This is a genomic window from Pseudomonas sp. MWU12-2319 (assembly GCF_023242525.1).
GTDB classification, from domain to species: domain Bacteria; phylum Pseudomonadota; class Gammaproteobacteria; order Pseudomonadales; family Pseudomonadaceae; genus Aquipseudomonas; species Aquipseudomonas gingeri_D.
In genome coordinates, this window is the sequence record NZ_JALJES010000018.1 from 135,385 (window position 1) to 147,785 (window position 12,401).

Below are 12,401 nucleotides of genomic sequence, written 5' to 3' on the forward strand. Positions count from 1 at the left end.
GGTATCGAACATGACCACTTCCAACATCATCAAGACCGGCGTGCTGATCAGCGGCGCCGGTCCCACGGGCCTGACCTTGGCCAATTATCTGGGTCAGGCCGGCGTGGACACGTTCATCATCGATCGCAAGCAGAGCACGGTTGGCGAACCGCGGGCGGTCTCGATCGATGATGAATCCCTGCGCACCATGCAAGCCGTGGGCATGGATCAAGCCGTGCTCAAGGATGTGGTGCCCGGCTATGGCGTGCACTACTACACCCGTCCGGGCGGCCGCTGCTTCGGCAAGGTCGAACCGACCTCGACCCTGTATGGCTTTCCCAAGCGCAACGCATTCCGCCAACCGCTGTTCGAAGCGACCTTGCATGAAGGCATGCGCCGCTTCGAAAACCTGCGGGTCGGCTTCGCCCATGAGTTGCTGAATGTCGAGCAGGACGCCCACGGGGTGACCGCCAGCGTGCGTAACGCCGCCGGCGAAATCCTCACTGTCCACGCCCGCTACCTGGTGGCCTGTGACGGCGGCCGCAGCCCGGTGCGCAAACAGCTGGGTATCGACCTGGTGGGTTCAAGTTTCCAGTCACGCTGGCTGGTGGTGGACACCGAGCAGGATGACGATCCGTTCTGGCAATGCCGGATGTACTGCGACGCCCGACGTCCGACAGTGGATGTGCCCGGGCCCCATCGTACCCGGCGCTTCGAGTTCATGCTCAAGGCCGATGAAAGCGACGAGCAGATGCTCGGCGAAGAACAGCTCAAGGCGCTGCTCAAACCGTTTCGCGGCGACAAGCCGACCTCGATTGTGCGCAAGACCGTTTACACCTTCCACGCCCGGGTGGCCGAACGTTGGCGCGAAGGCCGGATCTTCCTCGCCGGCGATGCCGCGCACCTGACCCCGCCCTATGCCGGGCAAGGCATGAACAGCGGTGTTCGCGATGCCCACAACCTGGGCTGGAAGTTGGCCGGGGTGTTCAAGGGACAGCTCGGCAGCGATGCGCTGGACAGCTATGAAACCGAGCGCCGCGATCACGCCTGGGCCCTGATCAAACTGGCCCTGGGCCTCGGGGTGGTCATGGCGCCGTCCAGTGTCTGGCGGGCCAACCTGATCAGTGGCGCGTTCCGCGTCATCGGCCTGCTGCCGCCGCTGCGCGACTACTTCCTGCAGATGCGTTTCAAGCCCAAGCCGCGCTTCACCCAGGGCCTGGTGATCGGCAGCGGTAGCAGCGGGCAGTTGAGTTGCGGGCAGATGTTCCCGCAACCCAAGGTCGAGGATGCGGCGGGCAACAGCGTGTTGCTGGATAAAGTCCTCGGCACCGGCTTTGCCCTGCTGCAATACGCCAGCCTGGCCGACAGCCGATTGGGCGCGTTGCAACAGCCCTTGTGGGATCGCCTGGAAGCCCGGCGCATCCTGATCCTGCCCAAGGGCAGCCCGATCGATCCGGCGCGCACGGACGTATGGGTCGACAGCGACGGTGCCCTGGCCACGCTGCTCGGTGAACCCTGCGGCCAACTGCTGCTGTTGCGACCCGACCGCTATGTCGCGGCGATCTTCCCACTCGCCGAGGAGCAGGCCATCGCCGAGGGTTTCACCGCCCTGCTGGGCGTTCGGCCGCCCCCGGCCAGTGCCGCAAGCGATCCGCTCCCGCTCGACGAACCGTTACTGCGAAATTCACGCTAAGGAGACCGTCATGCATACCTTGCAGACCCAGACCCCTGCGCACCTGTTGTACCTGCACCTCTCCAGCAAGGAGCCGCAGCGCCAGGTCGACTTTTATCAACGCATGCTTGATCTACAGGGCTATCGGCAGGCCGATGGCACCTGGGTGCTGACCGGGCCGCAACGCGCCGTGCTGATCAGCCCGGCCGACAGCAACGGTTTTCTCGCCGCCGCCTATGGCGTCGCCGACCAGGCCAGCCTCAGCCAGCTGCGGGTGAACCTGCAGGCCCGCGACTGCCAGATCGAAAACGCCCGCTCGCCCCTGCTGGAAGACAATGCCTTCAGCATTCGTGATCCCCAGGGCCGGCAATTACTGTTCGGCGTCGGCCGCGATATCCCCGATGCCAGTCACCCCGGCATGCCGGGCCGCCTGCAGCATGTGGTGTTCCAGACCACCGAGCTGGAAGCGGTATTGGACTTCTACATCAACAAGGTCGGCTTCACCGTGTCCGACGATGTAGTCGATGAGGCCAACGGCGCACTGATGACCCGCTTTATGCGCTCGGACAACGAACACCATTCCCTGGCGTTCTTCCGTGGTTCAAGAAACGAACTGGATCACCACTGCTACGAAACCAACGAATGGAACGACATTCGCGACTGGGGTGATCGCTTCGCCGCCGAACACATCAGCATCTTCTTCGGCCCCGGCCGCCACGGCCCCGGCAACAACCTGTTCTTCATGGTGGTGGATGCGGACCGCAACCGCCTGGAGATTTCCTGCGAACTGGAGATCACCGGTCCGCAACGCCAGGCCGGGGTCTGGCCGCACTGCGAATACTCGCTCAACTCCTGGGGCAAAGCCTGGATCAGGAGCTGAGGCGCAACACTCTCGATCAATACGACAAAAACAACCGACAGGTGATCTATGAGCGCTTCATTCACTCAGCAACTGCAAGGTGGCTGGACTCGTTTCATGCATGGCGAATTCGAGTGCACGGTCATTACCGACGGCCCCCTGCATATGGGCGCGCCGCATCCGACCTTTATCGGGGCAGATCCGAAGGAGATCGACCAACTGCTGGAAGACAACTTCCTGCCCAAGGACCGGATGTCGCTGAACCAGAACATCCTGATCGTCAACACCGGCAGCCAACTGGTGCTGTTCGATACCGGTGCCGGGGTCAACGCCGAATTCGGCGTCAAGACCTTCGGGGCGCAAACCGGCCAGGCCCTGATCAACCTCCGTGCGGCGGGCATTGATCCAGCGGACATCGATATCGTCGCCCTCACCCATGCCCACCCCGATCATTGCTGGGGCCTGGTGGACGATGACGATCAATTGCTCTACCCCAATGCGCGGATAGCCATCGACCCACGGGAGCTGGACTACTGGACCGACCTGAGCATCCTCTCGACGCCCAAGGGCGAAGCGATGAACCCGCACATGCGCGACCATTTCCTCGGCGCGCACAAGAACCTCACCCCCTATGTCGAACAAGAACGCATCATCCTGATCGGTGATGGTTTCGAACTGCTGCCCGGTATCACCGCGGTCAGCACCCCCGGCCACAGCCCGGGCCACACCCTGTACATGATCGAAAGCCAGGACCGGACGCTGGTGCTCTGGGGCGACCTGTGTCACCACCAGGTGCTGCTGTTGCAGCGTCCGGAGTGGGGTTTCCTGTTCGACTTCGACAATGCGGCCGCCGCCCACACCCGCGTGCGGGTCCTCGAAGAAGTCGCGCGCAAGCGCTACGCCGTCCTGTCCTATCACTTCCCGTTTCCCGGGCATGGCCATCTGGTCGCCCGCGATGGCGGCTACCGCTGGTTGCCGATCGAATTGCAACTGTACTGAGTCGAGGAGTCCCCATGTCCCTGCCAACCGATTCGACAGCCCGCTGCCACTGCGGCCTGATCGATGTTCATGCCCATTGCCTGTCGCCCACCTACAAGGCCGCGCTGACCGACGCCGGCCTGCTGACCCTGGACGGCGGTTATCCGGTGCCGGAATGGTCGCCGGAAAAAGCACTCGCGGTGATGGACGCCGGCAATATCGACACCATGATCCTGTCGGTGTCTTCGCCCAGCGTCGGCTTTCTCAAGGAAAAGCACGAGCGCGTGGCCCTGGCCCGTGCGATCAACGAAGACACCGCCGCCGTGATCGGGCAACACCCCGGCCGTTTCGGCGGCTTCGCCACCTTGCCGCTGCCCCACGTCGCGGAGTCCCTGGCAGAAATCGCCTACGCCTTCGACACCTTGAAATTCGACGGGGTGGTGATCGAAACCAACGCCGACGGCAAGTACCTGGGCAGCGAGGACCTGGCGCCGATTTTCGATGAGCTGAACCGCCGCCAGGCCACGGTGTTCCTGCACCCGACCTCGCCGCAATGCTTCGATGCGGTCGGCCTGGGCCGTCCGGCGCCGTTGTTCGAGTTCCCGGTGGACACCGCCCGCACGGTGATCGACCTGGTGTTTTCCAACACTTTCAAACGCTGCCCGGAGCTGAACCTGATCCTGCCCCACGCCGGTGGCGTATTACCGTCGATTGCCCGGCGCATCGCGCTGCTCTCCGGCATGCCGGCGATGAAGCCGACGCCCAAGCCGGGAACCGAAGTGATCGAGGAACTGCAACGGCTGTACTACGACGTGGCGATGTCGGCCAACCAGCCGACCTTCGATGGCCTGCGCACGCTGGCACCGCTGTCGCAGATCCTGTTCGGCACGGACTTTCCGTTCCAGCCGGCCGCCAACGTCCAGGCCAACGTAAACCACTTCCGCGCCCTCGAAGGCTTGAGCGCCGACGAGCACGAAGCCATTGCCCGGGGCAATGCGCTGCGCCTGTTCCCGCGCTTGCAACGCCGCTGAGAACGCCAATGAGCGCCCCGCGCTCACCCCTCAAGAGAGCGAAGATCATGAGTAGCAGTCATTACAACGGCTTTGCCGGTCAATTCATCGACGGCCGGCAACTCCCCGGCGGCAGCGCCCACCGGTTGCTGGACAGCAACCCGTACAACGGCGAAGTGCTCGCCGAACTGCAACTGGCCGACCTCGCGGACCTCGAGCACGCCTGCCAGGTGGCTCAAGCCGCGCAACTGGACTGGGCGCGGGCACTGCCAGCCGAGCGTAGCGCCGTGTTCCACCGGGCCGTGCAGATCATGCAGGCACGCCGCGAGGAAATAGTCAGCTGGCTGATCCGCGAAAGCGGCAGTACGCGCACCAAGGCCAACATGGAGTGGGCCGCCGTACACGACGGCATGCTCGAAGCCGCGACCTTCCCCAACCGCGTGCTGGGACGGATCCTGCCGATCGATATCGCCGACAAGGAAAGCCGCGTCTACCGCAAGCCGCTCGGGGTGATCGGGGTCATCAGTCCCTGGAACTGGCCCATGCACCTGTCGCACCGCTCGATCGCCCCGGCGCTGGCCCTCGGCAACGCCGTGGTGGTGAAGCCGTCGCAGGAAACCCCGATCACCGGTGGTCTGCTGTTGGCGCGCATCTATGAAGAAGCCGGGCTGCCGGCCGGGCTGTTGAACGTGGTGGTCGGCCAGAACAGCGAGATCGGCGATGCCTTCGTCCAGCACCCGACATTGCGCTTCATCTCCTTTACCGGCTCGAACAACGTCGGGCGCCATATCAATGCGCAGATCGCCGCCGCCAGTACCCTCAAGCATGTCGCACTGGAACTGGGCGGCAACGCGCCGCTGGTGGTCCTCGACGATGCCGACCTGGAGCATGCGGTGCATGCCGCGGTTGTCGGGCGTTTCCTGCACCAGGGCCAGATCTGCATGAGCACCAACCGGATCATCGTCGATCACTCGCTCTACGGCGATTTTGTCGCGCTGTTCGTCGAACGGGTCGCACGCTTGAAGTTTGGCGATCCGGACGCCACCGACACGGTGATCGGCCCACTGATCAATCGACGTCAACTGGACGGCGCCCTGGGGCACATCGCCCGGGCCCGGGCCGATGGCCTGCCGCAACTGCTGGGCGGCGAGCCGCAGGGGCTGGTGTTGCCGCCCCATGTGTTCGGCCCGGTCGACAATCACTCGGCACTGGCCCAGGCCGAGCTGTTCAGCCCGATTGCGCAGCTCATCCGCGCCGACAGCGAAGCCCATGCCTTGAGCATGGCCAACGACACCGAATATGGCTTGAGCAGCGCGGTCTTTACTCGCGACGAAGGCCGCGGCCTGCGCTTTGCCCAGCAGCTTCAGGCCGGGATGGCGCATATCAATGACATCCCGGCCAACGACAGCCCCAACAGCATGTTCGGCGGGGTGAAAAACAGCGGGCTGGGACGCTTCAACGGTGACTGGATCATCGACGCCTTCACCACCGACCACTGGATCAGCGTGCAACACGCACCACGTCCCTATCCGTTCTGAGCCGAGGAGTGCCTGCTCATGCAACAACCACAGTCAAACCCGCACCGTGCCAAAGCGGCGGTGATCCGGGAAAAAGGCGGTCGCTTCCTGATGGAAGAGATTCAACTGCAAGCCCCCCGCGCCGATGAGGTGCTGGTGCGGGTGGTCGCCTGCGGGGTGTGCCATACCGACCTGATCGTGCGTGACCAGTATTTTCCCTGCCCCCTGCCAATGGTCCTCGGTCACGAAGGCTCGGGGGTGATCGAGGCGCTCGGAGCCGATGTGAAGGACTTCAGCGTCGGCGACCACGTGGTGATGAGCTACCTCTCCTGCGGCCACTGCGAACCTTGCAGTACCGGCGAGGCGACCTATTGCACCCATACCTTCGCGTTGAACTTCGGTGGCAGCCGACTCGACGGCAGCGGCTCGACCCGGGATAGCCACGGGCATGCAATCCACGACCACTTCTTTGGGCAGTCATCGTTTGCCACCTACTCGATTGCCAACCGCCGCAACCTGGTCAAGGTCGACAAGAGCCTGCCGCTGGAGTTGCTGGGGCCCTTGGGGTGTGGCGTGCAAACCGGTGCCGGCGCGGTGCTCAATGTGCTGCAACCGAAGGCCGGTACCTCCTTTGCGGTCTTCGGTGCCGGTGCCGTTGGCTTGAGCGCGTTGATGGCGGCTCGCATTGCCGGGGCGACCACGCTGATTGCCGTGGATATCACCCCCGGCCGGCTGGAACTGGCCCGATCGCTGGGGGCCACCCATGTGGTCAATAGCCTGGAGGTCGACCCCGTGGAAGAGGTTCGCCGCATCACCGCTGGCGGTGCCCATTGCACCCTGGAAACCAGCGGGCGCCCCGCGGTATTGCGCCAGGCCATCGATGCACTACGGGCGCGCGGCACCTGTGCCATTGTCGGCGCGCCGCCGGCCGGCACCGAAGCCAGTTTCGACGTCAACGAGGTGATGACCCAGGGCCGGACCATTCGCGGGGTCATCGAGGGCGAAAGCATTCCCTCGGTGTTCATTCCGCGCCTGCTCGAGTTGTACCGCCAGGGTCGATTCCCCTTCGACAAGCTGGTGCGCTTCTACGACTTCGATGACATCAACCAGGCCGTTGCCGACGCCCAGAGTGGCCTGACCGTCAAACCGATTTTGCGTATGGGTTGAACCCCGCGCAGACAACACCCTGCCCGCCGGCTCCCGGCAGACGCCTGATGCGGGCGGGCAGCGGATTCGCCTACCTATAAAAACAAGAGAAAGGCAATGCATACCATCAAGATCTCACGGCTTGGTGCGGTTCTGGCCGCCTGCGTAACGCTCACCGCCCATGCCGCGCCATCCGAAGACCGCGGCGAAGGCGCCCTGTTTACCTCACTTTTCGGTGACAGCCTGGAAAAGGAAACCGGGATCATCGTTTCGGGGCTTTCGGAAACCACCTACTCCAGGAACAATCGCTCCACCGCGAACGAGCGCCAGGGCGGAATGAGCAACTTCCCGGTGATCGGCGCCGGCGACGAAGGCCTGGAGTTCGGCTCGTTGCACTTGTTCGTCGACAAACCGCTGGACTCGAACATGATCCCTCGGGTCACCCCGCTGCCCGGTCCGACACCCGACAAGTTCTCGTTCGGATTTACCTTCGAAGGCAACTACGGGCGCAACGCGCAGTTCGCCCGGACCTTCGGCTGGGACATGCATTGGGCGGCGAACGCCCCAGGCGACAATGACGCGGCCAAGGCCCAACGCGACAAGCAACGGTTTCTGGCGGTGCCCAACCTGGCCGCCACCGCCTACCTGCCGATCGGCACCGGCCTGACCGTCATGGCCGGGATCTTCGGCCCGGGTATCGGCTACGAAATCCCACCGGATATCCGTGAGGCGCGCAATGCCTTCGCGACCAAGACCTACGCCCTGGTCTCGGAGCCGGGGACCTTTTCCGGCGTGCTGATGGGCACCCGCCTGATGAGCAACGATAGCGGCGTGCTGGGGGTCGAGCTGGGCGTGGTGCAAGGCTGGAACAACTTGCGTGACAACAACGACAGCAAAACCCTGACCGGTGCCGTGCGCTGGCGCACTCCGGACATGAAAACCTGGGTCGACTATGAGTTCGTCGTCGGTAACGAGGAGAACTCCAGCACCGACGATGTCCAGGCTCCGATCGAGCGGCTGATCTCACCCAACGGCCAACTCAAGCAGCAGCATTCGTTGAACGGTTGGCATGGGTTCGACGAACACTGGTCGATGGGCGCCGAGGTGCTCTACGGCCATCAGGCCGGCGACGGCAAGCCGAGCACCATCGATATCGTCAACGGCCCGGGTTTCGACGGGGCCCGGTGGTGGGGGGCGAACGCGGTGCTGACGTATCGCTATCGCAAGGACCTGGCGTTCTCGGTGCGTGGCGAGCATTTCAGCGACCCGGACGGCTTCGCCCTGTTCCCGGTCAGCAGCGCCCGTGGCGACTTCAACGCCGTCACCGCCGGCTTTCGTTATGACCTCAACCGCTACCTCTCGCTACGCCCGGAACTGCGTTACGACTGGTTCGACGGCAACAGCCAGGACCACCCCTTTGGCAACGGCCGCGACCGAGATCAACTGACCGCCAGCATGGACGCGTTGTTCTACTTCTAAACCGCTGTTCCCTAGCCGCACCTGGCCCCGGGAACCCCCGGGCCATGGGCACGCCTCATCCTCAAATCTGGAAACCCGAACCATGAATGACAACAAGACTGCATGGGACTCGCGTTACGAATGGAAAGCCGTCCTGCTCCTGGCTTTCGGTTTCGGCCTGGTCGGACTGGACCGTTTCATCATCCTGCCGCTGTTCCCCGCGATCATGAAGGACCTGGCCCTGGACTATCAGGACCTGGGCAATATTTCGGCGGTACTGGCCATGGCCTGGGCGCTGTCCTCCATCCTGATCGGGCGCATCTCGGACACCTTCGGCCGACGCAAGGTGCTGATCCCCTCGCTGATCGTCTTTTCACTCCTGGCCGGCGTGTCGGGCTTGGCAACGGGCATCGCCTCGCTGCTGATGATCCGGGCAATCATGGGGATCGCCGAAGGGGCGTTTACCACCACCTCGATCGCCACCAATGCCGAAGTCTCCCATCCGCTGCGCCGGGGTCGAAACATGGGTATCCAGTTGAGCTTCTTTCCCCTGCTCGGCCTGGGGCTGGCGCCGATCATCGCGACCCAGTTGCTCGCCGTGGTGCCGTCCTGGCGCTGGGTCTTCGCGCTGGTGGCGCTGCCGGGCTTCGTGCTGGCCTGGTTGATCTACCGCCACCTGAAGGAAACCCGGCCCCAGGTTGCCAAGGCGGCGACAGTCGCCGCTGAGCCGGTCGAGAAGCACAGCTGGCTGACCGTCCTGCGCCATCGCAACATGCCGCTGAACATCATCGCCATGTGCTGCGCGTTGACCTGCCTGTTTGTCGTCAGTGTGATGACGGCCAATTACCTGACCGATTACCTGCACCTGAGCATCGCGCAGATGGGCTTCGTCATGTCGGCCATCGGCTTCGGTGGCTTCGCCGGGGACATGATCATGCCCACTCTGTCGGATCGACTTGGACGCAAACCGGTACTGCTGCTGTCATTCGTGGCCACCGCGCTGTTCTTGTGGCTGCTGATCAACACCGGCGCCGAACCGCTGAAACTGTTCGGCCTCCTGTTCATGACGACCTTCTTCAACTTCAGCATGATTTGCGTGATCAACGGGCCGCTGACCAGCGAGTCGGTATCGCCGGCTCAGATCGCCACCGCGACCGGACTGGTGGTCGGTGCCGCGGAATTGTTCGGCGGGGCTGTCGCGCCGGCACTGGCGGGTTTTATCGCGCAGCATTACGGCATTGAGAAAACCCTGTTACTGGCGCTGGGCAGCCTGGGGATCGGCCTGGTGGTCAGCCTGTTCTTGAAAGAAACCCTGCCGGGCAAGCGCAAAGCCATAGCCGCCCAGGCATTCCCGGCCCCCGGGCTGGCCGACAGCAAACCCGACTGAAGCCAGGGTGATGGACTTCAAGGCAGCGACCACGGCGCAAGCGGATTGAACGCATTGACAAGGAAGTCGACCATAACCCGGACCTTCGCCGGCGGCGTTCGGTCGGACGAACGCACCAGGTGAATCCCGCCCATGTCGGCCGACGGCGCGTCCAGGGCGACAGGCTCCAGCTCCCCCCGGCGGATGGCGTCCGTGACGATGAACTCCGGTTCGTAAAGCACCCCCAGCCCGGCGACGGCGGCGGCGACCAGGGCGTCGCCGTTGTTGGTGCGCAGGCTGCCCTTGATCGCCACACGCTTGTCAGCCTCCTTGCCGAAGCGCCATTCGTCAGGACGCGACAGGTTCGACAAGGTAAAGCTCAGGCAATTATATGTATGCAAATCGGCCCAGCGCCCGGGACGTCCATGTCGGTTCCAGTAATCGGGAGCGGCACAGACGACCATGGCGCTGTCGGCCAGCTTGCGCGACACCAGACGACTGTCCTTCAAGGCCCCCACCCGGATCGTCAGGTCCCAGCCCTCTTCCATCAGGTCCACCACGCGATCATTGAGCCCCAGGTCAACCGTGACGCCCGGGTGCTGGCGGTTGAACTCCGGCAACAACGGCGCGACGAAGCGCACCCCGAAAGACAACGGCACATTGAGCCGCAGCAACCCGCTCGCCTCCACACGCTGCGAGGCGATCATGGCTTCTACATCTTCAAGGTCAGGCAGGATCCGGCTGCACGCCTCCAGATATTGCTGACCCGCTTCCGTCAGGGTGAGTTTGCGCGTACTGCGATGGAACAGCCGCACGCCCAGGCGCAGTTCCAGCGCATCCACATGCTTGGTCGCCATCGCTGGCGATACGCCCATCTGTCGGGCGCCGGCCGACAGGCTGCCAAGATGGGCGGCATGGGAAAAAATCTGCATGCCGGTAATCCGATCAAGCATTCCAATTCCTCACTCCGATTAAAAACTGAATCGCCAGATCGGCACATTATCACCCTACCAGTGAATAGATAAAGTGTGGAGCAATAACCTCATCATGCTGGAGACAGGAATCGGTCATGAAGCCCACAACACGTCAAAACGCGGCAGACACTAAAAAACTATCCCGGCGCCAGTTACTCGTGACGGCCTCCATCGGTGGTCTGGGCGCGGCACTTGCCAGCCCCCTCTCCAAAGCCCTGGCGGCGGCCACAGGGCAATCGGCGTGGAATCGAGCCGAGGCCATGGACGAGGTTATCTTCAACGCCGTGAGCCGTGGCCAGATTGTCGGAGCAACGGTCATTGCCGCGAAAGACGGCGAAGTCGTCTACCGGCGCGCGGCCGGTTTCGCCGACCGGGAAACCCGGCGCCCGATGAAAGAAGACGAAGTCTGTCGTTTGGCCTCGATGACCAAGCCCATCGTCTGCGTGACGGCTCTGGCCCTTATCGACCAGGGCAAACTCACCCTGGATGATCCGCTGACCCGCTGGCTCCCCGACTTTCGGCCGAAGCTCGCGGACGGACGCGAACCGGTCATCACCGTGCGCCATTTGCTGACCCATACGGCGGGCCTGTCCTATGGTTTTCTTGAAACGCCGGACGGGGCCTACCATCGGCTCGGCGTTTCCGACGGGCTGGATGCATCCGGCCTGACCCTCGAAGAGAATCTTCGACGCATCGCCTCGGCGCCCTTGCTTTTCGAGCCGGGAACCGGCTGGCACTACTCGGTTGCCATCGATGTGCTCGGCGCAGTCATCGAGCAGGTGACCGGCATGACCTTACCCGAAGCGGTAGGCAAGATCGTTACCACCCCCTTGGGTGCTTCCAGCCTCAAATTCGTGGCCTCCCCCGGCACCGTGCTGGCCACCCCCTACGGTGATGCATCGCCTCGGCCCAAGCGCATGAGCGACCCATTTTCGCTTCGGTTCGGCCCCGGTGCGATTGCCTATGCACCCGCCCGGGCCTTCGACAGTGACGCCTTTCCTTCGGGCGGCGTCGGCATGGTCGGTACCGCCAGGGATTATCTGCGCTTCGTCGAAGCGATCCGTACCGGCGGCGCGGGGATCATCCGCCCGGACACGATGGCGGTCATGACGCGCAATGCCATTGGCGATCTGCCGGTCGCGGCGGCCGGTCCGGGGTTTGGCTGGGGCCTCGGCGTGGCCGTGCTGAAAGATCCGCTGGCGGCGAAATTGCCCCTGCGGGCCGGCAGTTGGAACTGGGCCGGCGTCTACGGCACGAACTTCTGGGTCGACCCCGTGCAGCGCCTGAGTGTCGTCACCTTGACCAATACCGCGGTCGCCGGCATGAGCGGGGACTTCCCCAGCGCACTGCGTCATGCCGCCTACTCGGCCTGACTCGCCGCCACGGCTCGCACGGTCAATGCCGTGGCCTTCGAATCCATCACCTGATCGACATCAAGGACA

10 protein-coding genes are annotated in these 12,401 nt (G+C 63.7%); 9 read left to right on the plus strand and 1 reads right to left on the minus strand.

The features are described 5' to 3' along the window. The first annotated feature begins 10 nt into the window (after window positions 1-10). The 8 genes from M5C01_RS25990 (at window position 11) to M5C01_RS26025 (ending at window position 10,006) form a co-directional block, all read left to right on the plus strand. Window positions 11-1,672, plus strand: coding sequence for a bifunctional 3-(3-hydroxy-phenyl)propionate/3-hydroxycinnamic acid hydroxylase (locus tag M5C01_RS25990; protein ID WP_152741446.1), 1,662 nt, complete (start codon window positions 11-13; stop codon window positions 1,670-1,672). A 10-nt stretch (window positions 1,673-1,682) separates the two neighbouring features. Continuing rightward, a complete protein-coding gene (locus tag M5C01_RS25995; RefSeq protein WP_152741447.1) occupies window positions 1,683-2,531 on the plus strand; it encodes a VOC family protein in 849 nt (282 codons plus the stop codon). A gap of 48 nt (window positions 2,532-2,579) precedes the next feature. After that, window positions 2,580-3,509, plus strand: a complete 930-nt coding sequence (locus M5C01_RS26000) for an MBL fold metallo-hydrolase (protein ID WP_152741448.1) — start codon at window positions 2,580-2,582, stop codon at window positions 3,507-3,509. 14 nt (window positions 3,510-3,523) lie between these two features. Then, entirely contained in the window at window positions 3,524-4,519 is a 996-nt protein-coding gene (locus M5C01_RS26005) for an amidohydrolase family protein (protein WP_152741449.1), read from the plus strand. A gap of 47 nt (window positions 4,520-4,566) precedes the next feature. Then, window positions 4,567-6,036 (plus strand): aldehyde dehydrogenase family protein, encoded by a 1,470-nt coding sequence (locus M5C01_RS26010; protein WP_152741450.1) that lies wholly within the window; start codon window positions 4,567-4,569, stop codon window positions 6,034-6,036. An 18-nt stretch (window positions 6,037-6,054) separates the two neighbouring features. Further along, the gene (locus M5C01_RS26015) at window positions 6,055-7,182 is read left to right on the plus strand and encodes an NAD(P)-dependent alcohol dehydrogenase (RefSeq protein WP_152741451.1); all 1,128 of its coding nucleotides are present in this window, start codon (window positions 6,055-6,057) and stop codon (window positions 7,180-7,182) included. A gap of 96 nt (window positions 7,183-7,278) precedes the next feature. After that, complete coding sequence (locus M5C01_RS26020) at window positions 7,279-8,640, plus strand: outer membrane beta-barrel protein (protein ID WP_152741452.1); 1,362 nt, start codon at window positions 7,279-7,281, stop codon at window positions 8,638-8,640. Window positions 8,641-8,722: 82 nt separating this feature from the next. Beyond that, the gene (locus tag M5C01_RS26025) at window positions 8,723-10,006 is read left to right on the plus strand and encodes an MFS transporter (RefSeq protein WP_152741453.1); all 1,284 of its coding nucleotides are present in this window, start codon (window positions 8,723-8,725) and stop codon (window positions 10,004-10,006) included. A 17-nt stretch (window positions 10,007-10,023) separates the two neighbouring features. Here the strand turns inward: M5C01_RS26025 and M5C01_RS26030 are convergent, their stop codons facing one another. Continuing rightward, complete coding sequence (locus M5C01_RS26030) at window positions 10,024-10,938, minus strand: LysR family transcriptional regulator (protein ID WP_152741454.1); 915 nt, start codon at window positions 10,936-10,938, stop codon at window positions 10,024-10,026. Window positions 10,939-11,219: 281 nt separating this feature from the next. On the opposite strand from M5C01_RS26030, the gene M5C01_RS26035 reads away from it, so the two are divergent. Continuing rightward, a complete protein-coding gene (locus M5C01_RS26035) occupies window positions 11,220-12,332 on the plus strand; it encodes a serine hydrolase domain-containing protein (RefSeq protein WP_248764410.1) in 1,113 nt (370 codons plus the stop codon). Window positions 12,333-12,401 lie beyond the last annotated feature (69 nt).